Raw genomic sequence first — 25,223 nt, forward strand, 5'->3', positions numbered from 1 at the left:
TGTGAAATCACCGATTGAGACAACATTTTTCTGTATGTTCTATGATCTATTTCAAAGTAAAATATTGTTCAAGAGATGATTCTTCGACTCATTTCGGGATGTAGCCAAAGGTTAAAAAAAATTTATATAGCAAACTACTAAAATAAAAATTGTATTTTCCCTTCGTTTAAATGCGGGTGTGATCTAGGGGTTATGATTAAGGCCTTCCAAGCCTTCTGCCCGGGTTCAAATCCCGGCGCCCGCACTCGTTTAAAACAGTAATTTGCAGGGGTAGCCAAGCATGGCCAACGGCGCAGGACTTAAGATCTAAAACTTAAGAAAAGAAGGGTTCGATGAGATATCCTGTCTCGAAGGAGTCCGAGGGTTCAAATCCCTTCCCCTGCACTTTTTTAATATTTGGTAGGTTTTAATGTTTATGAATGACACTCTTCAACTACCTATTTTTATACTTTTGTCCGTGTTTTCTATCTATCAAGCAATGTCCAAGGTAACTCAGTATAAATAAAATTTTTAGGGGATAATTTAAAATAATTTTTAAAAAACATCTCTTAAAAGAATATTCGTTACATTTTTAGAAATGTTTAAGAATAAAATATGGATTATTATGCTCATGTTTGAAAAGCCTGAGACACTGAATATTTTAAAAAAGATGATTGTTATCGCTGCTCTTGCGCTTCTCATAATCCCTATATTTGATCTTATTGTTGCAGAAGCAGAACTCAGTACAGACGCAAATTCTGTATTATTATTAATTAAAAATCCACTCGTTTATTTTATAGCATTGCTCCTTTGGTTCCAAATCATCACATTTCTTTTAAGTATCTATTGGGAAAAAGATGATCTTTCAAAAGGAATTACGACTAGCTCTTTTCTTGTTATTATTGGCTATACTATCCAACAGATTAATACATCCGTTCTTCTTCCAATCAATAAACCAATTGCATCTGCACACACTCTTATATCTAACATTGGTTTGCTCATTTTATTATTTGGCTTTATAAATATCTTCTATAATATTATGAAATATCTGTGGGTGAAAATATGAGCCTTGTAGATTTGCCTCTTCCAAGCTGGACTGCTAATATTACAATTATTATCTTTGTATTAGTCTTCGGTACAATCCTGATTAAAAAAGTAATGGAACTATTACAGAAATTATTAGTCTCGTTTAATATTGCAGAAGATGTTACCAAGAATTTTACTACATTTATTACAGCTTTATTCTGGTTATTCATCGTCGGAATTGCTTTACAAAATCTTCCCACATTGTTTAATCCGAATATTTTCCCAGCAAGTTTTGTCGGAGACCTCATTCTTAGGTTTGTTGGTTATGCGTTCGGATTAATACTGCCAATTGTTCTCCTCTATGTTGTCATGGAAATACGAAATAAAAAATAGTGTAATTTATAATATTGTCATGTCGGTAAATTAGGTGGTTCAAAATTCCTTCCCTCCATAAACATTAATCAATATATGTATAAAAGAATATTTTACCTCTTATATAAGCATATGTGTGGGAGTAATTATCTAAGATAACAATGTTGCTTTATTAGGGCGAAATAATAAAAAAATAAGGAGAATTTTATTATTAATGGATTGGAATTTAAAATTTCTTCCTCTAAGTCTTTTTATCTTTCTTGCATTAGAACTCATAATTTTTTAATTTAGCTGCATATGCACCAGTATAATATCATAATAAAGGGGTATTTGAATTCTGGTTTTGGTAAGAAGGATGCACACAAGGAAAATACAAACAAATCACACAAAAACAGATATAAAAAAACATTACAAACCTATCCGGGCATACATAATGACAAATATGTATCCAGGGACGTATAACAAAGCATTAGATGAGATAAAGAAGCTAAATCATATTGAAAAAATCTCAATTGTTACTGGTGACTGTGATATAGTTATAAAAGTGAATGTTAAAAATCTTAGCCAGCTTCATGAACTGACAAGTCAATTACAAAAATTGGATGGCATAGAAAAAACAAACACCCACGTTATAGAAAAAGAGTGTAAATCATTACCTCAAAGATAATCCTTTAATTATATATCACCTTGATGCCATTGTTTATTTAAAACCTTAAGTTTTATATTCAATAATTGTATATAAGATAAAAAAAATAGTAATGGTGAAAAAAGGAGAGTATGGTAAATGGCTGAAGACGGCCTATGTAAAACAGGTATGGAAGAACTTGATTTACAGATAAGCGGCGGTATACCTGTAGGGAGCACAGTTTTAATGGTGGGGAGCAGCGGCTCAGGTAAAACCACTCTTTGTATGCAGTTCCTCATAAATGGGGCTAAAATGGGAGAACGAGGTGTCTTCTTTACAATCACAGAACCCTTGTTTAAATTAACAAAAAATATGGAGAGTTTCAAGTTCTACGACAAAAAACTGATAGAATCAGGTATGGTGAACCTCATAGACCTCAGAATCATAAGTGAGAGACTGGGTTTAAACACAGAAAAATACAGTATAGAGGATGCTGCTGCTCTGCTTGATGTACTAAGAGACATAGCAGAGGAGCTTAATGTAAAAAGACTTGTTATAGATTCTATAACAGCTCTTTGCTATAGGCTGCAGACAAAAGAGATGATAAGAGATTTCATATTCAAACTAGGGTCATCACTAGCTGCGATGAAATGCACAACTTTTTTAACATCAGAGGTGCCACCAAGAACCTTCCAATATTCACAATATGGTATAGAAGAATTCATTGCCGATGGCATAATCTTCCTGGGTGACATAGAAAGAAAAGGAGATCTAATTAGAACATTCCAGATCATTAAAATGAGGGGTATACCACATAGTAGAACAAAGTTTGCTATGAGCATCTCATCAAAGGATGGTGTAGAACTAGCTCCGCTGCTTAAATCAAAGGCATGATAATTATGGTTACACTGATAGATAGTTTAAAAGAAAGGATATCAAATGCTATAACAATCAATCAGTCAGTAGGCATACTTTTACCTGGGAACAACTACACCGAGTTTATACAGGCTTTGTTGGAGTTTGTACGCGCGAGACCACAGGATGCATGGGTTTATGTTAGTGTAACAAAACCTTATGAGAACATCGTTAAACAATTCGGTGATTTATCAGCTTTAAAAAACATAAGGTTCATAGATTGTATCTCCCGCGCATCAGGTATATCAAAGACTTACCCGAATTGTACGTTCATAGAAAGCCCGACGATGCTTGAAAAACTTGGTTTGGAGATAATGAATACATTCAAAGAAGTAGATGAAAACGTAACCAAATATTTGGTGATAGATTCACTAAGCACCCTGATAATATACAATGATCTAAATATAGTGACAGAGTTTTTTTACCAGCTCGCAAATAGGACAAGAGCAAGAAACATACATGCTATGTCAATAGTTATAGAGGAGGAGGATACAAGCAAGTATCTAAACAAATTAATCTACCTAAACGACAAGATCCTAAAGGTTAGAGACTCTTTTATTTAAAAAAATTTTAAACGGCGAAATAAATATGAATAGACCGACTGAAAAGATTTTAAAGGAAACAAAAAAAGATTTGAAGAATAAAAAATTATGACGAATGAGGAATTTATAAGCACTGGCATTGAAAAACTCGATAAACTACTGGAAGGAGGTATACCAAGAGGTTTCACTGTTTTGATTCTTGGGACACCTGGTAGCAGCGTGGAGATACTTAGTAAACAGCTAACAACAACTGGAAAAGTACTGTATTTTACGACAGAGGAAACAAAGAATGAAGTCCTTGATACAATGAAGAGGTTCAACTGGAATCCCCGGGAGATAGAGTTTGTTGACATAGCTGAAAAATATTCGCAGAGTGTTCTAAGCGGGGAGCAGAAACGTGTTAGCATATATGAGCAAAGATCAAAATTAAAGCTGAAAGAGTTGATTGAAATCGGTTCTTCTGGTTTACCACCAACAATAAAAGGTGATGAAGATTTTCTAGCTATATTATCAAACAAGATTAAATCATCGAACTATCAGAAGATTGTGATAAACTCTCTTGATTTTTTCTTAAGCCAGTATTCACAGGATGAGGTAATCAGGACGGTTTATGCAGCGAAACTGAGTAATCTGCAAAACAAAGGTGCTTTATTCATCATAATGACGAGGGGGATATATGGTGATGTTTTTGAGAGGAAGATGGAGGGTACCGCTGATTGTGTACTGGAGCTGGAAGTGTTACAGAAGGGTTCTACTTTTGAGCGTTTCCTTTCTGTTAAAAAGATGAGGAATTATGCGAAAAAAATTGGTATAGCAAGGTACACGATAGATAGCGATGGTTTTGTTTTAGAGATGATAGAAAGAATAATGTAAAAAAAAATTGTTTTTTTGTAAATTTTTTTAGATGCATTTTTACATGAATATATAGAAGTATATGTAGCTGATTGTTCATGGGGGCGACTAATTTATAAATAGGATGTGATATACATTTTAATTACATTTTAATTACGAGTGATGGGATGCAGTTGGAGAGTAGGAATTCGGAAGACTATTCCAGCTTAAAAAGACCTCTTGTTGTTAGGGCTTTGAGGAGGAGTAATATAAGGAAAAAGATTGCTGAGTATCTTTTTGATATAAGCCCTAGTTATAGTTATACTTCTGAGATTGCTTATCATGTTAAAACCACGCCGACTAATGTTATTGGTGCTATTCGTGGTATGGATTCTAGGTATAAGGAAGATGAGTCTCTGCTTAGTTTGAAGATAGTTGAGGAGAAGAGTGGTGGGGGTAACATAAAACTCTATGGTTTAACTCCTTTTGGTCGGGAGATAATTGAAACAGAGTTAAAGGAATCTGTTAAAAGCAGGCGGTAAAATTAAAAAAATCTTTTTTTATGGATATCCTATAGTGGGTTTTTAGACAATAAATTTATGTAGTACCACAGCGCTTAATAAGGAGTTGTATATATCGGGATTTGAAGTTACACAGAGTTTGGGAGGTTGAAATTTGATGAAAGGTTTAGATACTCCGAAGTTGAAAGTTGGTACACCACTGTTAAAGAAGGGTTTTGCTAAGATGCAGAAAGGCGGTGTTATAATGGATGTTACCACTGCTGAGCAGGCTAGGATCGCTGAGGATAGTGGTGCTGTTGCTGTTATGGCTTTGGAGAGGGTACCAGCTGATATCCGTGCACATGGTGGTATTGCTCGTATGGCTGACCCTGCTGTTATTAAAAAGATAATGGATTCTGTTAGTATACCTGTTATGGCTAAGGTTCGTATAGGTCATTTTGTTGAGGCTCAGGCGCTTGAGGCTCTTGGTGTTGATATGATTGATGAGTCTGAGGTTCTTACACCAGCTGATCCATTTTATCATGTTGATAAACGCAAGTTCACTGTTCCTTTTGTTTGTGGTTGTAGAAACCTTGGTGAAGCAGTGCGTAGGATTTGGGAGGGTGCTGCGATGATTAGAACCAAGGGTGAGGCGGGTACAGGTAATATTGTAGAGGCGATAAGGCATCAGAGAATGGTTATGGGTATGATTAAAAGACTTGGTTTTTTGGATGACAACGAAATACATAAACTCGCAGAGGAGTATTCTCAGAGTTATGTTAACGCCATTAAAACAATAACAAACAACGACAGGGTGGATGATGACACACTGGTTTTTGAGGAATACACATATGGTGAGGTTAAAAAAGATATTTTCAAGATTTTAAAGGACATAAAAAATGTTCATCATCGTCTACCTGTTGTTAACTTCGCAGCTGGTGGAATTGCAACACCTGCTGATGCAGCTATAATGATGCAACTTGGCAGCGACGGTGTTTTCGTTGGATCAGGCATATTCAAATCTGAGAACCCTAAGAGTAGGGCAAAAGCCATTGTCGAAGCGGTAGCACATTACAAAGAACCTGAAGTTATAGCAGAGATAAGTAAAAACCTTGGTGAACCCATGCATGGTATTGAGATTCAGACTTTATCAAAAGAACAGATGCTCCAGGAAAGAGGATGGTAAAAAAATTATCAATTGGTATCCTAGCGGTACAAGGGGCTGTGTCTGAACATTTTAATGCTATGACAAATACGCTTATAGAATCAAACATAAAAGGTGAAATAATTTTTGTTTACAACAAAAATGATATTAAAAAAATAGACGCCCTTATACTACCTGGTGGGGAAAGCACAACAATATCAAAAATTTTGTACAAAAACGGTATGCATGAAATAATACATGATCGAGTTAGAAAAAATAATTTACCGATAATGGGTACATGTGCTGGTTGTGTTATACTTGCAAAAAAACTAACAGATGATGACAACAAGGTTAGGTTGTTGAAAGTTATGGATATGCAGGTTGAACGCAATAGTTTTGGTAGACAACGTGAATCATTTGAAAAAAACATAATCATAGAAGGTTTTTCTGAGCCTTATAATGCTGTTTTTATATGAGCACCAACGATAAAACGCGTCTGGGGTGGATGTAAGGTTTTAGCAAAGATAGACGAAGAGATAGTGATGGCTAGGCAGGATAAATTCCTAGCCTTATCTTTTCACCCTGAACTAACTGATGATCTTAGGATACACAGATATTTTTTAGATATAATAATCTAGGTTTTTAGTATAGCACAGGTTCTACTCTATACCCCCTATAATTTGCATCGAGAAAAACTCTTTTAAGTTAGTAATGGTTTTTAAATTGCAGATTTTAATGGAGAAAAATATGTATAAGGTTGAAAGAGGTTCCACATGGGATCAATACTTTAAACAAGTTGATATCCATAATGATAGATGCCAAGTGGAATAACCAGCGGATTTAATCAAAAAAACATTAAACAGAGATATACAAACAACAAAAAATAGATTTTCTAAAGAAAAGATAAGATAAATTAAAAAAAAGAATAAGATTGTGTTTTTTTTCCTAAGTCAGTAACGAAGTACTACGCCTTCATTATAGCCAGTAGGAATATACCAAGAGCTATTAACGCCCCAACTACTGCACCAACAACAGCTACTATACCATTTATAACAGTTCCAACAAAGTCCATTGTATCTGGTACATTACCCATTTTTAGTACTCCAGCTCCCCATAGGAACAATATGAACACAATTATCCCTATGATTATTAGTATAGCCCCAACTGCTCTGCTTTTACCAGATCCGAAATATGCAGTGAATATACCAGCTATTATGCTAGCTATCGCGAATACCAGCGTCAGCATACTCAGGAAATATTGTACTAATCCTTCCATTTTTTATTTCACCTCATTAAAATTTTGTTCCCGTCAAGGTTTTTGTATCAATCACACCAGGTATCGACCTAATCTTGTTTACAACTATGTTACCAAGTTTCTCGAAGTCTTCTGCCTCTATCTTAGCAATGAGATCATATTCACCAAAAAGCGGGTGAAGCTCAACTATCTCAGGCACCTTAGAAAGCTTGTTGTAAACCTCGTGTTCATGGGCAGGTGCAGCACTTATAAGCACAAAACCTATAGCCATATTTTATTTCTCCTTTCTACCCCTTATATTTTCTTGTAATATAAACTTTATCAAAAAAATGTTAGAAGAGAACTGTTAAAACACTAGCAGTCATAAGGATAACTGTTGCGCTAGCAATAACATATTTTTCCACAGGTTTGAGTACAAGACTTTTCTTGATTATCTCTTGCTCTCTCAGATAAACTAGTGGTATAGCAACAAATACAATAACCAGGGTTGTAGACAAAAGATGCCATATCATAGATGGGATACCACCAATGTAAACCATAGCCAGACCATCAAGGTTCTGCGGATAGAACCCCAACTTAGAATAAGCTAACCAGAAACCAAAGTTAGACCACAAATCATAGAAAACTATACCTAGGGCGCTTGTTCCTAAAATTTTTGGTATAAACAATCTGTTAATCTCTGATTTTCTTCTTGTTAAATAACCGGTTAATGCCAAAACCACGTACCCTGACCAAGTAAACAGGAAAAGCCAAGTCAACCAGCTGGCAGCATTTACAGGGTCAACCAATGCATAAAATATATCAGTAATACCTATAACACAAACCGGTACAACAAACGTATAATATTTACCTAGAAGAACACCACTAAAAACAGAAACTGCTGCAACAGCAAAGAACACATCCAATGGCAACGGGTAACCACCAGTGGAAATAGGGTTAATTATACTATAGAAAAAATCATGCAAAAGTATCCTTGATAAAACACCTACAGCTACCAGTAAAACAGCTAACATCAACTTATCTTTATTTTCCTTTACATCTCTTAATATATCCATAATTTTATTCCTCCCAGCACCCGTAAACATTATACCTATATTTAAAATTTAACAAAATGTAATGTCAAGTCAGATGGGTAACATTTTTTTAAGGAGAAGATGTAACCTTCATGTTGCATATGCACAGAGGGATTACCAGTGTTTTCAATTATCACACCTTGGTCAATGATGTTACTGATGTCATTTGACTTTACACAAAAGCATACCCTGGGATGGACGAATAAAAAATCATAAGATTTGCCCATCTAATTCATTACATCTAGACAGTATCTTGTCTTTTATCTCAATGTTACAATCAACAGAAACCGTGATATAATCATTATAAACAACATCATAGACACGTGCTTTTTCGTACATCCAGGATATAAAAGACTGGGTTTTTTCGTTAACAGGCAACCTTAACTTCAAACTAGAGATACGAGGTAGGGAATCATGGATCATATCAAGAAGCATATCAACATTCTCTTTGTTTTTAACAGATATGGACACAATTTTTTTGTTTTCCAACAAACCAGCAACCCTTAGATAATCAACCCTGCTCTCCAACTCCTCTTTGTTTAGCAAATCAATTTTATTAAAAACGATTATAACCGGGGATACCACACCAATCTCAAGAAGTTCATCAATTGAAACCCTAAGTTTCTTTTCAATAACCTCTTTGCTTTCACTAGCATCAACAACCAACAAGACAACATCAGCCAATGACAATTCTTCAAGCGTGGAATGAAAAGCATCTATAACCCAAGTAGGCAGATTTTTTATGAAACCAACTGTATCAGTCAACAAAATAGGTAAAAATCTATCGTTTATCTTACGTGTTGTTGTAGACAACGTTGAAAATAATTTACCATCAACCTTAACTTTTTCGTCAGCTAAAAGGTTCAACAAACTGCTTTTACCAGCATTCGTATAACCAGCTAATGAAACAAGGTAAAAACCACTTGTATGCCTATGTCTCCTACGTATCTCCCGCTCATCCCGTATCTTTTCTAAATCCTCTCGTATATTCTTCATCTGTTTCTTTATCATCTCATAATAGTCATCAACCTGGTATTCACCACCAGCCATAAAACCCGGGTGTTCACCAGCTCTAGCACGATGTATAAGCTCCCTAACAAAAGGCCGCTCATATTGTAGTTGTGCCAAACGCACCTGTAGTTTAGCTTCTTTACTATCTGCTCTCTCCGCAAATATAGCAAGAATAAGTCTTATCCTATCATAAACATCAATCTTCAGTTTCTTTTCCAAAGCAAACCACTGAGAAGGCTTCAACTCACCATCAACAATCACCAGATTAACAGAATCCTCCCCCTGCTCCTCTAAAAACTTTTTAATTTCATCTACCTTACCTGGACCAACATAATAATTGGTATCAGGCGTTTTTTTATGTTGAATAAAAGTTTTAACAACATTATAACCAAGTGTATCAGCTAGTTGTATTATCTCCTGTACATCATCACTGAGAGAGACAATTACAGCGTTTTTTCCACTCATTTTCTAAACCATCTTAGAGTACTATAAAAACGTTGAACAGCAGTTATATTACCAACAACCGCAAAATAGATCAGCATCCACTCAAGCAAATAAAAACCATATATGATCTGATAACCATAGTGAATCAGTATATGCTGCACAATAGGTATAACCATCAACAACGCAAGCCTATCAGCACGACCAAGTAAACCAGAGTATTCACGTTTATAGCCAACAGCCTGAGACTGGGTACCCATATAACTAGTCAACAACATACCAACAACAGCTAAAAGCCCTATCCTAACATCACACCATGGGCTAATAGCAATACCACCAACCATCAGGACATCAGCATACCTATCAAGAGCATGATCAAGGAAATCACCCATCCTTGACTCCTTTTTAGTCAACTTAGCAACCTTACCATCAACAGCATCAAAAAAACCATTTAAAAAAACAAACAAAGAAGCAAAAAAAAGATAATAATTTGACAACTCCAAATCAGGAGAAGAAAAATAAAAAAACAACCCAGCTAGAAAAGCAAAAACCAGAGACAACCAAGTCAAAACATTAGGGTTCACACCCACAAAAACTTTGGCAACAAATGATAAAACAGGATCAATGTTATCCCTCTGAGTATCCAACACCATGTTTTCTCCATCTCAAAATCTTTTTTTTTAGAATTCTTTAAGTATCTCCTCGGACCAATCAATATATCCTATATTATATTTTTTCATAGGTTTAAATTTATTTTCAACAACCTCAAGTACACATGATGCCACCTGATCAACAGTTTTATCAGTTGTATCTATCTCAAAAATGTTTTTCCTATGATGATTCTCAACGCTCTCACATAAAACTATGTCAAGAACCTCAGCCTCAACGTTTTCTTTTATTTTCTCCTTGTTCCAGTTTTTCTCAGCTAAACGTTTTTTTAAAACAGAAGGATGACACCTAAGAATTATTACTTTATCCATGTTTTTCAAAAGATGAGAAAGATGCCCCTCAAAGAAAACCAAGTTTTTCCCCTTGGAAAAACCTCCAACGTATCTATCCAACTTGTCAACATCTACTATCCTAGAACCCCTTTTTTTATCAAAACCAACAACAAAACCTTTCTCAACCGATAACTTGTTTAAATCAAACACCTCAAAACCATGCTGTTCTAAAATTTTTGAAACAGATGTTTTACCTGTCCCTGGTGTACCAGAGATTGCTACAAGCATACTCAGATCAACTTTTGATAATCATATCCCCTAAAACCTTCTTTGAAACAGTAATGCAGCTCCTGAAAGTTTTTGCGGAATTCTTTAACCTCTTCCCTGATTTTCTTCGTGTTCTCGTTTTTCAAAAGCACCCTCTCATAAAAACTAGCGATCTCATCCATTTCACTCTCTTTCATCCCTATCCTCGTAAGCTCTGGTGTCCCTAGACGTAAACCAGATGGGTTAATCGGGTCTTTATCACCAGGTATCATGTTCATGTTTGTAATAATACCAGCCTCCTCAAGTTTTTTAGACGCTTCCTTTCCCTTACCTGGTCCGATTTCAACAAGAACCTGATGAGACTCTGTGAAACCAAGTTTCTCACCAAAAACCTTGAACCCGCGTTCATACAATGACTGCGCAAGCCTTTTAGCGTTTTTTATAGTCTGAGTAGCATAAGCCTCACCAAACTCAAGGTGTTCAGCAAAAGCTATACCCTTAGCCGCAACATGGTGGAGATGATAAGACGAAGTAACACCTGGGAAAACACCGAAACCAAGCTTCCTCAAAAAAGATTTATCCTCCTCAGTATCACCCCTATGATCAGATAGTACCACACCACCCTGAGGACCAGGTAGTGTCTTATGTGTGCTCCCATTCATAACATCAGCGCCCTCACGCAACGGATCCTGAAATTTTTTACCCCCAATAAGACCCAAGACATGGGCTGCATCATACACAACATATGCACCAACCTCATGTGCTGCATCGGCGATTTGTCTAAGAGGCGTAGGAAACAAAAAAACAGACTGCCCACAAAGAGCAAGCCTTGGTTTAACATCTCTTATAAGTTTAACAGCTTTATCAACATCTATGTTCATCTCCTCATTATTAAACGGGAAAGAAACAAGGTTTATACCCCTCACACCAGCCGCACCCCATTTACCAAAAGAGATATGTGCACCATTTGCTGTATCAAGCACAACAGCGTTTTCACCTGGTTTAATCAAAGCCTTAAGTACAGCCATATTCGCAGTAGTACCAGACGTGGGACGCACATCAGCATAAGAACATTTGAAAAGTTTCTTTGCAAGCTCCATAGATTTCTCTTCCACTAGGTCAAAAAACTTACAACCCTCATAGTATCTATTACCAGGAGTACCCTCAGCGTACCTACCATGGAAATCAGTTATAAGCATCTCCCTACACAGAGGTGACAAAACATTTTCACTTGCTATCATAGGTAGAGAATTCGCGAAGAACTCGTTGTTTTTCATCGCCTGTTTCCTAATATATTCAGCTTCATCATACCATTTCATAGAAAATCACACCAAAGTCAGTATCAATGATTCTCATAAAAATGTAATGGAAAAAAGATAAAATACTCTTAAATCTCAAAGAAACCTTTCGGTGATTTAGTTAAAACCTCCACACCATTCTTTTTAATTAGAACATCATCCTCTATCCTCACACCACCAAAACCTGGTACATAAACACCTGGCTCAATAGTAAAAACCATGTTTTCTCTGAGCGCAAACTTGCTCTCAGAGCTGAAACCTGCTCCATCATGAACAGATAAACCAAGAGAATGACCTGTAGAATGGACGAAACATCCTCTGAACCTTGTTTTTTCTATATAATTACTTACATTATTATGCACCTTATACGCTTTTACACCAGGTTTTATAGAATCTAATCCTACTTTTTGTGCCTCTAAAACAGTTTCATACATCTCTCTTTGTTTTTTATATGCTTTACCAAAAACAAAAGTCCTAGTTATATCAGAGTTGTATCTATGGTAACATGAGCCGAAATCAAACAAAACAAAAAAACCTTTCCTAAGCCGGGTCGCACCATGGCTATAGTGAGGCTCAGCAGTGTTTCTACCAAAAGAGGATATTGTCTCAAAAGCAGGTTTATCAGCACCATTCTTCTGCATAAGATAATCTATCTCAGCAGCAACCTCATACTCATGCATCCCCTCATAGAGCATACTTAGAACAGTTTTCATAACTTTATCAACTATCTGACACGACCTCCTTATTAGTTTTATCTCAAGCTCATCTTTAACAAGCCTAGTCTTCGCAAGATTCTCTGATACATCTATAAAACTCAACTTCTTGTATTGCTCTTTCAGTTTACAAAAATCCCTATGAGAAACCATATCAAAATTCAAACCAACTTTTTTAACATCTGATAAAAGTTTTTTCAAAAAACCATCAAAAGTTTTTTTGTCCCTATAAACATAGAGATTTGCATCAGCTTTTTTTGCAGCTTCAGCCTCAAGCTCAGAAACCAATAGGTCAACCCCACCATCGGGATATATCAAAGCTATCGCGCCCTCAAAAATCCCCTTATCCAAACCAGTTACATAAAAAAAGTTGTCATCACAACATGGACCACCAGGGTTTTTAATCAATACAACATCAAGCTTCTTACCCAAGTTTTTAAAAATATTTTTAACCCTCTTTTTCACTTTAATACCACCAACACAAACATTCTCAAATTCTTTTAACCTAAATGAAATTAAATAAAATAGAATAATATTTAGATATATTAGATTTTAAAAATTTATTTTTTATACTGCTGTATCAAGTTGTTAAGCTGCGATAAATCCTCTTTGATCGTTTCTACTTGTTTCATTTTTTCCTGCTCAAACAATTTCAGTATCTCTGGTAAACTCTTTGTAAGCTTGTAAACATGAACAGGCCTTCCTTTCCCTTTCTTTTTAACGTCTCTCTTTTTAGCCCATCCTCTTCGTCTGAGTTCCTGCATCGCAACACTTACCTCTGGTTGTCTAAGGTCCGCTCCCTGCTCCACGTCAGCGGAACGGCATTCATTAACCTGTGAGATGTACATTAAAGTCTTAGCAAGGTTTTTTGGCATCCCAAGATCTGTAAATAGCTGAACAGCTCTTTCATCCTTTTCATCTAATACAAATGACCTCTTATGCTTCATTTTCTCCTCGGTAATGGTAATTCATTCGTCGGTATTTATATTTTTCTCATTTTTTGATTTTAAGTGGATTTTGATCCACAAATTTTTTGATTTTTATGCCACTTTCTTTAAGCATTTTTTTGGCAAGATCATCAGGGTAATCACCAGAAAAAATAATTTCTTTAACACCCGCGTTAATAAGCATTTTAACACAAACAACACAAGGTGTGTTAGTGCAATAAAGAGTTGAATCTTTTATTGATGTACCAAAAACAGCAGCCTGTATGATCACATTCTGCTCAGCATGTAAGCCTCTGCAGAGCTCATGGCGTTCACCAGATGGAACATTTAGTTTCTCCCTGAGGCAACCAACCTCTGAACAATGCTTAAGCCCCTTAGGCGCACCATTATAGCCTGTGCTCAGTATATGTTTATCTTTAACAAGTATGGCCCCTACTTTACGTCTTAGACATGTACTCCTCTTTGAAACCACATGAGCCATTTCCATAAAGTATTCATCATATGATGGTCTTTCTTCCATAGAAATCAAAACAGAATAGCTGCGGTGCTTAATAAAATTGTTATGTAGTTGATGTTGATGCTGTTTGTTTACCATGCTTTGAACTAGGGAGGATGTCATCACCAAAAACAGCTCGGAATACTGTAGTCAAAACAGAAAACACAATGATTAAACCCCAGAGATAAAAATCAAAAATCGGTTTTGTTTTGAAAAAAGTGTTCAACTCAGGGACATAGATAATTGCTAGTATCATCAATATGGTAAAAACAAAAAAAGATTTCAGTAGAAGATTTTTTCTTTTGAACCTATCAATCAATTTTCCTTCACGTAAAATAAAAACATAGAGCTGTGGTGATATAAGCGTGACAGCAAAAGAAACAGTACCAGCGAATACACCAGCATCTTTTGCATCAAAACCCTGGCTTATCATATAATCACGTGCAAGAATATACGATGCTGCGATACATAAACCAAAAACAATACCATCAACAATCATCATCATCCTCTGCCGTTTTGTGATAATTGGCTCTGAGAGCTTAGACGGTTTATGTTTCATTATACTTTTATCAGCGGAATCTGTACTTATCCCAACAGCTGGGAGACTCTCCATAACAACATTTGACCATAAAAGCTGCAAAGGTAAAAGAGGAGCAGGATAACCAAAAATAGGAGTAATCAAAATACCTACAACCTTGCCTATGTTATTTGTTAGAAGATAACGAATAAGCTTCTTTAGGTTTTGATAAACCTTCCTACCCTCCTCAACAGCTTTCACAATAGTAGAAAAATTATCATCAGTTAAAATCACATCAGCTGCTTCCTGAGAAACCTGGGTTCCAGCACGACCCATGGCTATACCAACATCTGCTTTTTTCAAAGCAGGGGCATCATTTACACCATCACCAGTCATAGCAACAATATGCTCTTTTTCCCGCAGTTTATCAACAATCTTTAGTTTATCCAGTGGTGCAACACGTGAATAAACACGGATATTTTCAACGCGGTGACTAAATTCATCGTCACTCATCCTTTCGAGGTCTCTACCCTCGATAACCTGATCGATATCACTCGCTATACCCACGCTTTCAGCTATAGAGAAACCAGTTTTTTTGCTATCCCCAGTGATCATAACAACGTTTATGTTCGCCTCTTTTGTCTCCTGGATCATCTGTTTAACCTCATCTTTTGGTGGATCATATATAGCTGCTGCAGCAAGAAAAGTGAAACCCTTCAGATTATTGGTATCAATTTTTTTTATGTCATCTACTTTTTGTTTTTTCGCAAAACCTATGAGTCTGAAACCTTTTTCAGATCTAGTAGAAAGTTCTTTTAATATATGCCGTCTGTGATGCTCGTCAAGAGGCTGTGTTTTACCATCAACATAATAAGAATCACAGAACGATAGTATCTTCTCTGGCGCCCCTTTGATGTATATCTCCTTCTTCCCCTTATTATCCTCTGTGAGGATAGCTGAAAACATTAGATCAGATGAAAAAGGCACGTTATCTAATATTTTAAATGAATCAAAATGATCAGGTTTGAAACCGTTTAGGATAGATGCTTTGATTAGAGCGATCTCAGTTGGATCACCGATTTCTTTTACAACGTTTCCCTCTTCCTCTATTACCTGAGCAGTAGAACATTTAACAGAGGTTAAAAAAATATCATGTAATAGATCTGATTTACCTTCTGCGACCATTTTGAAGAGATCAGACATCACATGGAATTTATTTCCAATGAAAGATTCTTTAACAGTCATATCATGTTTTGTGATAGTCCCTGTTTTATCTGTACAGATGTAGTCTACATTACCTAGTGTCTCAACAGATGAGAGTTTTTTTACTATAACAGAGTTTTTTGCAAGCCGTTCCATAGCAAGCGAAAAAGCTATAGTCATCGAAGCAGGCAACCCCTCTGGGAATACAGCAACCATGATGCTGATAGCAAGTAGCACAGATGAACCAAGGTCGACATTTCTTAAAACACCCATCAGTAAAACAAGGAGTGTTGCAACAAAAGCAAGACCTACCAATGCTTTTACTTCTCTGTTCATTTTCTTCTGGAGAGGTGTTTGTTCATCCTTTGTTTCTTGTATGTTTTTTGCGATTTTACCAATCTCTGTGTTAGCTCCTGTTTTTACAACAACAGCTTTACCATAACCATTTAGAATTTTGCTTCCACCAAAAATGATGTTACTCATCTCATACAGCTTTAGGTCCTTACCATCTAACTTATCTGCATTTTTGTTAATAGGCTCACTTTCCCCAGTTAAATGCGCCTCATCAACCAATATGCTGTTTCCTTCTATAACACGCGCATCAGCAGGTAGAATATCACCTGATTCGAAAACAATTATATCACCTGGCACCAGAAATTTAGAAGCGATAACCTCAATATCACCATCCCGGATAACCTTAAACTGAGGAGACAATATTTTTTTAAGTTCATCTGATGCTTTCTCCGCTTTTCCCTCTTGTATCAAACTAATTATCGTATTAATTAACACAACACCTAGAATAGCAGCTGCTTCTAGTAAATCATTTAGGATAAAATAAGAAAGGAGAGAAGCGATTATCAAAATAAGCGCCATAGGTTCAATAAGTGCTTCTAAAATTTTCCTAAGTATTGATTTTTTCTTTTCTTTAGCAATCTCATTTGGCCCATAAATTTTCAACAATTCCTCTACTTTTTCATTAGATAACCCGTTTATTGAAGTCCCAAATTTTTTAAACAACTCTTCTGTAGAGTAACTGTAAAATTCTGTTAATTGACCATTTTTCTGTGAAATCATATTTTTCGAAAACGGATATCATCAGTTTCTACTTTAATCTTTGTCATAATAGTAACGATAAGAAAAATATATGATAAGATTCAAGTCACTCATTTTTTAAGTCTAATTTCAACTTCCTGGAAATCCCTTGCAACAAAAGAGTTTTTGAAAACCTTCCTAGCATCATTCTCAATTATACGATAATCAGTGTAACGCGGGCTTATATGTGTCAAAAAAAGTTTTTCAACATTGGCTTTTTTAGCGATCTCTGCAGCCTGAGAAGCAGTAGCATGACCGTATTCAATAGCAATTTCCTCTAGCTCAGAGTCAAATGTTGCATCATGGATAAGCACATCTGCATCCTTTGAAAATTCTATCAACTTTTGATATGGTTTTGTGTCACCTGTTATAACTATTTTCCTGCCTTTCCTCGGCTCACCTAAAACCATATCAGGAGTGATCCTTTTACCATTATCCAATGTTATAGACTGACCATGTTGAAGCTTGCTAAAAAGCGGCCCCTCTGGTATACCCAGTTCAAGAGCCTTTGGTTTATTAAACCTACCAGGTCGTTCATCCTCTTCCATGCAATATGCTAGAGATGGAACATTATGATCAACCTGAAGCGTATGTATAGAGTACCCATCAAAAACCAGTGTATCATTGTCTTTTAGCTCATGTGAAACTATCTTATATGATGGTTGAAAGTAACCAAGAGATAACAACTGCGATGTCAACTTATTCATCCCACGTGGTCCATAGATATCAAGCGGTTTATCCCTATCATTCAACTGCATAGTCTGAATCAAACCAAGGAGACCAAGGAAATGATCACCATGAAAATGCGTTATAAAAACCTTGTCTACCTGCATATAACTAAGATTTGATTTCTGGAACTGACGCTGCGTACCCTCACCACAGTCAAACAAAATAACCTCACCACCTCTTTTTACAGCTACAGATGAAACGTTTCGTTTCACAGTAGGCCAGCTACCACTAGTACCAAGGAATATAACACTCAGCTGCGTCATTTCCGAAATGGTGGATGACGATTCTATTGTAAAAGCGTTTTGGTTATTTCCTATATACAGCAAAATAACGAGTGAGACTACGATGAACCCTAAAATCATGCTTCTCAACTAGTGAAAAATATTTTTCACCAACATATATCATATCTTCATTTGATAAACCGATAACAGCTTTACCATCCTTTTTTAGTACACCTGAAATGTTTTTAAAAGCACGCTCATAAAGCTGGTTTATATCTTCTCCTCTTGTCGTGGTCGATTTACCATATGGCATATCTGTAACAACAGCATCGACCGCCTTGATATGTTTCTTTATATCACCTATATCAATGCAAAACAACTCATAATCCTCTATTTTGTAGAAATCAAGGGTCTTCTTGCAACCATCTACCATCTTTTTTTCTATGTCACTACCAATAACCTTTATACCAATTAAACCAGCCTCAAGTAGTATACCGCCGGTTCCACAAAAAGGATCTAGTAATGTTTCATTTTTTTTAGCACAAGAAAGATTCACTAAAGCCCGTGCGATTTTAGGATGAAGAGATATAGGAGAGAAAAATGGTCTAAACTGTACTTTTCTTTTTTCAAACTGTGACCTATCTACTGTTGATATCAGCAAACCAACATACACAGCTGTGTCTGTTATCAAAGCTCTAATAGTCATATCTGGGTTTGTTAAGTCTACTCTCTTGTTTTTTGTATAAACATCTTCTATTACATCGAGAATAGGTTTTGAGTCAATGTTTTTTGACCTGTTTTTATGTTTTATAGCTATAGAGCCTTCTTTTTTGATTGGTCTTTTTTTTGAATAATTTTTAATATCATCTAGGTCATGTGAACAAGAAAAAAAAAGTTCGTTTATATTAAATGTGAGCGACAATCTATGTCCAATTTGTTTAATTTTAGGTTCAGATGCATCTGTTTTAATAACTAAAACATCATCGTTTGAATCCACTATACTATAACATATATTCTCTGCGTTTAGACACGCCAGTATCTCATTTTTTGGCAAGGTTTTATGTTCTTTTGACAACTCAAATAATATTAACATATCAAATATTTGATAAATAATATAGAGTTAATATATTAATAGGTTACCAGAATTTTGTCCGCCAGAATCTTTTAAAAATGTTTTCAAGGCTTATCGTCGTTTTTATCAGAATTGGTGCAATCAGTGTTGTTACAATGGTTAATAAAATGGTTGTAGCTAGTATCTTATCAGCAACCTCCCCAACTATCACACCCTGTATAATTGCTATACTAACTGTTATAAGAGCCATCTCCATACGCGGTACCATGCCTACACCAACCTCTATGGATTCTGATATTTTCATACCAGCAAGTTTTGCTCCTACACTGCAACCAACTATTTTACCTAATACACCAACAGCAATAACTACAAGAGCAAACGGGCCAATAGTTAAAAATGCTGTTAAATCTATGCTAGCACCAACCCATACAAAGAACAATGGAATAAAAATACCGTAACCTATTGTTTTCACATCATCGATTACCCTATTTGAATACACCGTGTTACCTATTAGCGTACCTGCAAGGAACGCTCCAATTATGCCTGTGATACCTGATTGGTATGCAAAAAAAGAGTATATTAACATAATAGATATTGAAATGCCTAGAAATGCTTTTGGGAGCTGAATTTTTTCCCCTAGGTTCAATACTCTACCTATAAATTTTACTCCCAAGTAAGCAAAAATTAGGAAATATAAAAGCATCTTAAATGTTATAGCTATCATTGAATCTGTGCCTAATAAAAATGTTAACAGAATTATACCAATGACATCGTCGATTACAGCGGCTCCAAGTATTGCTATACCAGGATATGTGCTAAGCAGCCTCAAATCCATTAATGTCCTAACAGTAACACCAACAGAGGTAGCAACCAATATTAGCCCTATAACCGTACTAGCCTGCCATGAAAAACCAAAATACATGCCAGCAATGAAGCCTAGTATCAGTGGTAAAACAACGCCACCAACTGCAATAAAGAACGAGGCTTTTTCCATACCCTTAAACTTAGATATGTTTACCTCAAGACCAGATATAAACATAAAAAATAATATACCCAAGCCAGCGAACAAACTAAAATATTCCCCGGTATAGTCTAAATTTGGAAAACTAAAACTCCAGTTAAAAATTGAGAAACCCTGCTTAGAAATCAAGCCTAAACCAAAACCTCCTAATATTATACCTGCGATAATCTCCCCTATCACAGCAGGCTGTTTTAGTTTATCAAAAATATAGCCCAAGAATCGAGCAACAATTAGAGCCAAAGCAACTGCGAGTGATATCTCCAATACTGTATCAAGCGTGAAAATCAACCTTCTTTATCTATTTATAGGATGATATTGAGTTGCAGCATAGTACTTCCTAATAAGCTGATTTAGAGTAAGCTCACCAACGATTCTCTTTCCCTCAACAACAGGTAACCTACGCGTCTTATATACAACCATCTTATGAAGCGCATCTGCAACCTTATCATCAGGTTTACAGGAAACAACATTATGAAACATGATATCCCCAGCTGTTTTTGCTGTACCATGCTGAATAGATCTAACATCAGGCATACCAAAAACATAGGCTGGCAGACGCTTAGGAGCCAATATAGATAAAACATCATGCTCAGTTATAACTCCAACAAGCTCATTGCTGCTTTTACTTTTAACAACCCATATATGATGTCTCCCACAAAGGATAGACAAAACATGATAAATATCCTCATTTTCCTCTATCAACGGGAGATCCCAAACACGTTTATCCATCAACTGTTTAACACTAAGCTCATAAAAATCAGCTATTAACCTGTTTTCTTTTGTCATTAAAGCGCATAAATCAAAGAAGCAATATTTAAAAACTACTTAAAATGATAAATCAACTAATCCAACTAATTCCTTTTCCTGTCTTTTTTCTTAATCTTCTCATCTATCTTAGCTCTTATATCATCTATACCCTCAAACCATTTATCAACACCATCTTCATCAATCTTACCAGTTATCCTATCTATCTTGTACCTAATGTCTTCCTCGCCCTCAAACCAATCATATTCATGTTTTCTCATAGCTTTACGAGCAGAGATATTCTCAATCTCTTCCTCGGTTTTCACTGAGACTATCTCCTTGTCTTTACGAGGCCTACTAATCCTGATTTCTTCGATTTTTGGACCACTTTTTGAATCAATATAGATCTCTTCTGTTGATACACCCTGATTTATTTGTTTACCTGCTTCTTTTTCATCTGAGGACACAGATACGACCACGCCATGTAAACTACTCTTAATAGGCTGTTCCTTTAGGGTTTCTCCAACCAAGTTTCTCTCATGCCTTTTTTGTCTAAAATTAACAACTAGTATAGCTGATAAAACAGCTATTACAGCAATAACTATCGGGATATATTGGTTTTGTAATAGAGACTCGATAAGTCCTGGAGGAACATAGATCTTCACAGATTTTCTCCCATCTTTATATCCCTCTTTCTGTGCTATAATCGTTATCTCATTACAATTACTAGGAGCAGTTAATATAGCAACGCCCTCATCATCTGTGATTTCTGTTTTTCCCACGATATTCTGTATTGCAACTGATACTCCTTTTACAGGCATGTTATATTCATCTTTAACTACAACAGTGAAAGGTTCATTTGATTTAATGATATATTCATTTACTGTAACAAACAGTTGTTTATCCTGAGCTAAAACTGGACTAATAAAAAGAAGTATAATAAAAAATAGACTAATACCTATAATAAATGAGATGAAGAAAGGATTATTTTTATTATTTAAAGTTATTATCCTCATTAACCACCTTTCTAGAGTGCCATGATAGGATATCTTAGGGCATATTTATTTTTTTTTAAAAGGAAAATTAGTAATGTATACCAAAAAATATTATTATTTAATATAAAAGATATTAATAGTTTGGGTCCAATAATATAATGTAAAAATATAATGTTATATCTGGATAAAAAAAACACGTTTCATATCTGAAAAAGAAAAATGGTAAGTATTGTAAACAAAGATTTATATATTAATAGAAATAATATAACTTACATAAGGTGAGACAAAAATGCATCTCTCCAGAGAAATCAGAGTGTGCTTCGTGACAATCATATTGCTACTTAGCTCACTGTCAGTTTTAACTATTTTAACCTCCGACGTCAAAGCAGAAGAACAGGTAGGAACTACAACACTTTATTTCCATGAACAGATAACCGAAGATGATGATTTATCTTATATACTTGAAGTTTATAACGAAGAAAAATTATTAGATTTATTATATAAATCTGGTTTAGAAGAAAATTTGACTGAGCCTGAATTAGAAAACCTGTCTGATATTGAATATATTAAACTGATATTATCAATCTCTGGCTATGGTAGAGTGATGGATCAAAATCCGCCAATTAAAACCAATGACTCAGAATACCCGCCAACCATTAAAACAATAATAGACATGTGTAGGAAAGGTGAATGGGAAGAACTATTATCAGAAGAATTCCTAGTTTCATATTTCGCACCATTTCAAGGCGCCTATGTTTATAGTGGTGAAGAAAAATTAGATTTGAAGGGAGACGTGAACTTCAACCTATACTTTGCATCGCCACCATGGTATCTCTGGGATAACGACACAGTTAACGTCAGTTTTTTAGTATTAAAAATATTAGGTGATGAAGAACTACAAACTAAATTCACTGAATCGAAAGAGGTTAAAGTAAAAAGAAAATTGCTATCACCTCTAAAAGATACCATAGAGTATAAATTTTCTATTCCAGTTGAAACAGTTTTGGAACCAGGGGATGTGATACTAGCAGAAATTAAAATATCTGCTGGGGATAAACTACTTCTTAATTATGTTAATTTCGATTTATCAAGTTTAAATGAAACATTAAAGTCGTTGGGTGAAGCTCTCAGCAATATAAGTTTCTTATCTAACTTAAGTGAGACTTTATTGAAACTCAGCGAAATTTTTGGTAGCGAAGAATTCGCTGGTTTTAATATTACCGAATTTATAGAGATGATGTCGTCCTCATTTATCTACGATTCTGTGAATCATAAATCATCTATGACACTACCATGTAGCATAACAGGCGAAGTGGAAAACATAAGAACATATTATCTGCATAGCGAAAACAAGATGAGCAGTGATCCACCTGAAAACGATAAACCATCAGTAGCAACTATATCAAAGAACCCTGCTAAATGGAGCAGCCTAGGGCTCGAAAGAAACAAGTTGATAGAAGCGGCAACAGCCAGTTTATATGTTGATCATAGGGATATGCGTAGGTTAATCAATATTTTACGTGGTAAAATAAAAGTAGTCGCAACATTATTAGATGGTAATACCACTATTTCTTCTTCTGAAAAAGAGTTAGATAGAACAGGTATACTAGATTTATTACAGAAACCAAGTGAACCGATACTGTTTAATTTTGATTGTAAGAATTATGAGATTTATTATGGTAAAAACCTAACTCTCAAGGTTTCAGCAACTGATAATAAACTTGGTCTGTTTAGAATGGCAAATTTATTATATGATTCAGTAAACTATCCTTCCTCATTAACGGTAAAATTTAACGAAACAGGCCATATAAAGATAGTTGATGTTGTTAAAAACCCATCAGATGAAAAGATCGCTCTTGGTGACAGCATAATCTATACTTTTAATGTCACAAGTAAGTACAACGAGGATAACATACAGCTTAGTTTTTCAAAGAAAGACAATGATAAATGGGGTGTAACTATTACGCCTAATAAATTCTCGTTAGCTGCTGGTGGTAAACAAAATGTTACAGCTATCGTTAAATCAAAAGCTACAAAATACGATAAGGATCGTTATGGGGATGTTTTACGTGGTAAATTCGTTGCAGAGGGTAAAACAGGTAAATTTGTTTATCCTGTAAACGTAGAGATATCTGAGGATGCTGTTGAATATCGTATTGGTATTGCTGGTCAGTCTCAGGAGATAAAATATGGAAAAAATGGTACCTATGTATTTAAGGTTAAAAACTTGAACACAGGGTTCTGGCCTGATACTTATAATATAAAAGTTGAATCTGAACATAACTGGAAATTAAACCTATCTAAGGATGAGATAAAGAATATTGCTGCTGGTGATGAAGTAGAGGTTAAAGTAACAATTTTTGTTCCTAAAAACACTAGTGCATCATCTGATTTACTAAAATTCATTGTAACTTCCAAGGAAGGTAAAAAAACTGTTGCATTAAATGTAACAACAACAGTCATAGGCCCAAACATACTTGAATGGATCTACGATGCATTTGATTCAGCATCATATAGCCTTGGTTTAAATGCTGTATTTGGATCCTATGGAGCACACGTACTAGCAATAATAATATTTGTTATAATATTCTTCATAATTATATTACTAGTCTATCTGCTTACAATAAAATATGCGAATCTGATCTGCTTAGAACGTATAAAAGAGATACAACCAGGTGAACAAGCTAAATTCAACATAACACTACAAAACCCTTACAAGAGGAGATTAAGCTATGAGATTTACACGAAATACCCATCTTCATCTGGCTGGAACGTTTCCTTGGATATAAACAACGTTTCACTTGAGAGTAAACAATCAAGAGACCTAACCCTGCGTGTTACACCCACCAGTTTCGTTAAAGCTGATGACTGGATTGAGGTAGTTGTAGGTGTTAAAGTTTTAGAAAAACAGAAAAACATTGAAATCTCCACTGTTACAACCATAAAAGATGCTAAACCAGATCTACATATAACAGATGTGATTCATTCACCAGAGGTTTTCAAAAAAGGAGACAGGGTAGACACATCTTTTAAGCTTGAGAACAGAGGTAAAGTAGCAGCTACCCATGTTAATGTTATCCTTTATGTAAACGGGGAGGAAAAAAATAAAGTAGAGGATATCACTATCCCCAGTGGTGGCTACGCTGAAATAAGGATGCCGTGGATTGCCAGCAAAAGAAAAAATGAGTTTAATATAGTAGTTAAATGATAACGGCATCTCAAAAAAAATCTTAAGTAAGCAGAGGCTTTGTTG

The 25,223-nt window shown here is 35.4% G+C and carries 25 protein-coding genes, 2 tRNA genes and 1 pseudogene; 12 read left to right on the forward strand and 16 right to left on the reverse strand.

The genetic code is table 11. The features are described from left to right. Window positions 1-172 precede the first annotated feature (172 nt). The 11 genes and pseudogenes from QHH19_00310 (at window position 173) to pdxT (ending at window position 6,572) form a co-directional block, all read left to right on the forward strand. Window positions 173-244 (forward strand) — tRNA-Gly (locus QHH19_00310). A gap of 20 nt (window positions 245-264) precedes the next feature. Then, window positions 265-384 (forward strand) — tRNA-Leu (locus tag QHH19_00315). A gap of 226 nt (window positions 385-610) precedes the next feature. After that, a complete protein-coding gene (locus tag QHH19_00320; protein ID MDH7516790.1) occupies window positions 611-1,045 on the forward strand; it encodes a hypothetical protein in 435 nt (144 codons plus the stop codon). After that, complete coding sequence (locus tag QHH19_00325; protein ID MDH7516791.1) at window positions 1,042-1,398, forward strand: hypothetical protein; 357 nt, start codon at window positions 1,042-1,044, stop codon at window positions 1,396-1,398. The genes QHH19_00320 and QHH19_00325 overlap by 4 nt, the downstream gene beginning before the upstream one ends. A gap of 412 nt (window positions 1,399-1,810) precedes the next feature. Next, window positions 1,811-2,044 (forward strand): Lrp/AsnC ligand binding domain-containing protein, encoded by a 234-nt coding sequence (locus tag QHH19_00330; GenBank protein ID MDH7516792.1) that lies wholly within the window; start codon window positions 1,811-1,813, stop codon window positions 2,042-2,044. A gap of 117 nt (window positions 2,045-2,161) precedes the next feature. Beyond that, window positions 2,162-2,896 (forward strand): ATPase domain-containing protein, encoded by a 735-nt coding sequence (locus QHH19_00335; GenBank protein ID MDH7516793.1) that lies wholly within the window; start codon window positions 2,162-2,164, stop codon window positions 2,894-2,896. Between the two features lie 5 nt (window positions 2,897-2,901). Further along, a complete protein-coding gene (locus tag QHH19_00340; protein ID MDH7516794.1) occupies window positions 2,902-3,480 on the forward strand; it encodes a hypothetical protein in 579 nt (192 codons plus the stop codon). Window positions 3,481-3,567: 87 nt separating this feature from the next. Further along, window positions 3,568-4,332: an RAD55 family ATPase gene (locus QHH19_00345; GenBank protein MDH7516795.1), complete on the forward strand. Its 765-nt coding sequence runs from the start codon at window positions 3,568-3,570 to the stop codon at window positions 4,330-4,332. A 146-nt stretch (window positions 4,333-4,478) separates the two neighbouring features. Next, window positions 4,479-4,832 (forward strand): archaellum operon transcriptional activator EarA family protein, encoded by a 354-nt coding sequence (locus QHH19_00350; GenBank protein MDH7516796.1) that lies wholly within the window; start codon window positions 4,479-4,481, stop codon window positions 4,830-4,832. 136 nt (window positions 4,833-4,968) lie between these two features. Next, window positions 4,969-5,976: a pyridoxal 5'-phosphate synthase lyase subunit PdxS gene (gene pdxS / locus QHH19_00355; GenBank protein MDH7516797.1), complete on the forward strand. Its 1,008-nt coding sequence runs from the start codon at window positions 4,969-4,971 to the stop codon at window positions 5,974-5,976. After that, a pseudogene (gene pdxT / locus QHH19_00360) lies at window positions 5,970-6,572 on the forward strand (pyridoxal 5'-phosphate synthase glutaminase subunit PdxT). Before pdxS ends, pdxT begins: the two are co-directional and overlap by 7 nt. 326 nt (window positions 6,573-6,898) lie before the next feature. Here pdxT and QHH19_00365 read toward each other — a convergent pair. The 16 genes from QHH19_00365 to QHH19_00440 form a co-directional block, all read right to left on the reverse strand. After that, a complete protein-coding gene (locus tag QHH19_00365; protein ID MDH7516798.1) occupies window positions 6,899-7,210 on the reverse strand; it encodes a hypothetical protein in 312 nt (103 codons plus the stop codon). A 16-nt stretch (window positions 7,211-7,226) separates the two neighbouring features. Then, complete coding sequence (locus QHH19_00370) at window positions 7,227-7,460, reverse strand: Lrp/AsnC ligand binding domain-containing protein (protein ID MDH7516799.1); 234 nt, start codon at window positions 7,458-7,460, stop codon at window positions 7,227-7,229. A gap of 61 nt (window positions 7,461-7,521) precedes the next feature. Continuing rightward, window positions 7,522-8,244, reverse strand: a complete 723-nt coding sequence (locus tag QHH19_00375) for a hypothetical protein (GenBank protein ID MDH7516800.1) — start codon at window positions 8,242-8,244, stop codon at window positions 7,522-7,524. A gap of 228 nt (window positions 8,245-8,472) precedes the next feature. After that, window positions 8,473-9,738 (reverse strand): GTPase HflX, encoded by a 1,266-nt coding sequence (gene hflX / locus QHH19_00380; GenBank protein MDH7516801.1) that lies wholly within the window; start codon window positions 9,736-9,738, stop codon window positions 8,473-8,475. Further along, window positions 9,735-10,367 (reverse strand): CDP-alcohol phosphatidyltransferase family protein, encoded by a 633-nt coding sequence (locus QHH19_00385; GenBank protein MDH7516802.1) that lies wholly within the window; start codon window positions 10,365-10,367, stop codon window positions 9,735-9,737. Before QHH19_00385 ends, hflX begins: the two co-directional genes overlap by 4 nt. 27 nt (window positions 10,368-10,394) lie before the next feature. Further along, window positions 10,395-10,943 (reverse strand): adenylate kinase family protein, encoded by a 549-nt coding sequence (locus QHH19_00390; protein MDH7516803.1) that lies wholly within the window; start codon window positions 10,941-10,943, stop codon window positions 10,395-10,397. A 2-nt stretch (window positions 10,944-10,945) separates the two neighbouring features. Further along, window positions 10,946-12,241 carry a serine hydroxymethyltransferase gene (gene glyA / locus QHH19_00395; GenBank protein ID MDH7516804.1) on the reverse strand — a complete coding sequence of 432 codons (1,296 nt, stop codon included), beginning with the start codon at window positions 12,239-12,241 and terminating at the stop codon, window positions 10,946-10,948. 68 nt (window positions 12,242-12,309) lie between these two features. Next, window positions 12,310-13,398, reverse strand: coding sequence for a Xaa-Pro peptidase family protein (locus tag QHH19_00400; GenBank protein MDH7516805.1), 1,089 nt, complete (start codon window positions 13,396-13,398; stop codon window positions 12,310-12,312). A gap of 95 nt (window positions 13,399-13,493) precedes the next feature. Beyond that, window positions 13,494-13,880 (reverse strand): ArsR family transcriptional regulator, encoded by a 387-nt coding sequence (locus QHH19_00405; protein MDH7516806.1) that lies wholly within the window; start codon window positions 13,878-13,880, stop codon window positions 13,494-13,496. 46 nt (window positions 13,881-13,926) lie between these two features. Continuing rightward, window positions 13,927-14,400, reverse strand: coding sequence for a cytidine/deoxycytidylate deaminase family protein (locus QHH19_00410; protein ID MDH7516807.1), 474 nt, complete (start codon window positions 14,398-14,400; stop codon window positions 13,927-13,929). 40 nt (window positions 14,401-14,440) lie between these two features. Continuing rightward, window positions 14,441-17,170, reverse strand: coding sequence for a cation-transporting P-type ATPase (locus tag QHH19_00415; protein MDH7516808.1), 2,730 nt, complete (start codon window positions 17,168-17,170; stop codon window positions 14,441-14,443). A gap of 89 nt (window positions 17,171-17,259) precedes the next feature. Then, complete coding sequence (gene rnz, locus QHH19_00420) at window positions 17,260-18,180, reverse strand: ribonuclease Z (GenBank protein ID MDH7516809.1); 921 nt, start codon at window positions 18,178-18,180, stop codon at window positions 17,260-17,262. Window positions 18,181-18,223: 43 nt separating this feature from the next. After that, window positions 18,224-19,231, reverse strand: a complete 1,008-nt coding sequence (locus QHH19_00425) for a DNA methyltransferase (GenBank protein MDH7516810.1) — start codon at window positions 19,229-19,231, stop codon at window positions 18,224-18,226. Window positions 19,232-19,274: 43 nt separating this feature from the next. Continuing rightward, on the reverse strand, window positions 19,275-20,519 hold the full coding sequence (locus tag QHH19_00430) for a cation:proton antiporter (protein MDH7516811.1): 1,245 nt from the start codon (window positions 20,517-20,519) through the stop codon (window positions 19,275-19,277). A 6-nt stretch (window positions 20,520-20,525) separates the two neighbouring features. After that, entirely contained in the window at window positions 20,526-21,017 is a 492-nt protein-coding gene (locus QHH19_00435) for a CBS domain-containing protein (protein ID MDH7516812.1), read from the reverse strand. Window positions 21,018-21,082: 65 nt separating this feature from the next. After that, on the reverse strand, window positions 21,083-21,991 hold the full coding sequence (locus tag QHH19_00440) for a hypothetical protein (protein ID MDH7516813.1): 909 nt from the start codon (window positions 21,989-21,991) through the stop codon (window positions 21,083-21,085). A 268-nt stretch (window positions 21,992-22,259) separates the two neighbouring features. Here QHH19_00440 and QHH19_00445 point away from each other — a divergent pair, with 268 nt between their 5' ends. Continuing rightward, on the forward strand, window positions 22,260-25,178 hold the full coding sequence (locus tag QHH19_00445; protein ID MDH7516814.1) for a CARDB domain-containing protein: 2,919 nt from the start codon (window positions 22,260-22,262) through the stop codon (window positions 25,176-25,178). Window positions 25,179-25,223 lie beyond the last annotated feature (45 nt).

It is taken from the genome of Candidatus Thermoplasmatota archaeon, assembly GCA_029907305.1.
Taxonomy (GTDB): Archaea; Thermoplasmatota; E2; order DHVEG-1; family DHVEG-1; genus JARYMC01.

Coding starts and splice junctions, on each gene's coding strand:
- QHH19_00320 (MDH7516790.1), top strand. CDS start 611: ATGTTTGAAAAGCCTGAGACACTGAATATTTTAAAAAAGATGATTGTT.
- QHH19_00325 (MDH7516791.1), top strand. CDS start 1,042: ATGAGCCTTGTAGATTTGCCTCTTCCAAGCTGGACTGCTAATATTACA.
- QHH19_00330 (MDH7516792.1), top strand. CDS start 1,811: ATGACAAATATGTATCCAGGGACGTATAACAAAGCATTAGATGAGATA.
- QHH19_00335 (MDH7516793.1), top strand. CDS start 2,162: ATGGCTGAAGACGGCCTATGTAAAACAGGTATGGAAGAACTTGATTTA.
- QHH19_00340 (MDH7516794.1), top strand. CDS start 2,902: ATGGTTACACTGATAGATAGTTTAAAAGAAAGGATATCAAATGCTATA.
- QHH19_00345 (MDH7516795.1), top strand. CDS start 3,568: ATGACGAATGAGGAATTTATAAGCACTGGCATTGAAAAACTCGATAAA.
- QHH19_00350 (MDH7516796.1), top strand. CDS start 4,479: ATGCAGTTGGAGAGTAGGAATTCGGAAGACTATTCCAGCTTAAAAAGA.
- pdxS (MDH7516797.1), top strand. CDS start 4,969: ATGAAAGGTTTAGATACTCCGAAGTTGAAAGTTGGTACACCACTGTTA.
- QHH19_00365 (MDH7516798.1), bottom strand. CDS start 7,210: ATGGAAGGATTAGTACAATATTTCCTGAGTATGCTGACGCTGGTATTC.
- QHH19_00370 (MDH7516799.1), bottom strand. CDS start 7,460: ATGGCTATAGGTTTTGTGCTTATAAGTGCTGCACCTGCCCATGAACAC.
- QHH19_00375 (MDH7516800.1), bottom strand. CDS start 8,244: ATGGATATATTAAGAGATGTAAAGGAAAATAAAGATAAGTTGATGTTA.
- hflX (MDH7516801.1), bottom strand. CDS start 9,738: ATGAGTGGAAAAAACGCTGTAATTGTCTCTCTCAGTGATGATGTACAG.
- QHH19_00385 (MDH7516802.1), bottom strand. CDS start 10,367: ATGGTGTTGGATACTCAGAGGGATAACATTGATCCTGTTTTATCATTT.
- QHH19_00390 (MDH7516803.1), bottom strand. CDS start 10,943: ATGCTTGTAGCAATCTCTGGTACACCAGGGACAGGTAAAACATCTGTT.
- glyA (MDH7516804.1), bottom strand. CDS start 12,241: ATGAAATGGTATGATGAAGCTGAATATATTAGGAAACAGGCGATGAAA.
- QHH19_00405 (MDH7516806.1), bottom strand. CDS start 13,880: ATGAAGCATAAGAGGTCATTTGTATTAGATGAAAAGGATGAAAGAGCT.
- QHH19_00410 (MDH7516807.1), bottom strand. CDS start 14,400: ATGGAAGAAAGACCATCATATGATGAATACTTTATGGAAATGGCTCAT.
- QHH19_00415 (MDH7516808.1), bottom strand. CDS start 17,170: ATGATTTCACAGAAAAATGGTCAATTAACAGAATTTTACAGTTACTCT.
- rnz (MDH7516809.1), bottom strand. CDS start 18,180: ATGACGCAGCTGAGTGTTATATTCCTTGGTACTAGTGGTAGCTGGCCT.
- QHH19_00425 (MDH7516810.1), bottom strand. CDS start 19,231: ATGTTAATATTATTTGAGTTGTCAAAAGAACATAAAACCTTGCCAAAA.
- QHH19_00435 (MDH7516812.1), bottom strand. CDS start 21,017: ATGACAAAAGAAAACAGGTTAATAGCTGATTTTTATGAGCTTAGTGTT.
- QHH19_00440 (MDH7516813.1), bottom strand. CDS start 21,991: ATGAGGATAATAACTTTAAATAATAAAAATAATCCTTTCTTCATCTCA.
- QHH19_00445 (MDH7516814.1), top strand. CDS start 22,260: ATGCATCTCTCCAGAGAAATCAGAGTGTGCTTCGTGACAATCATATTG.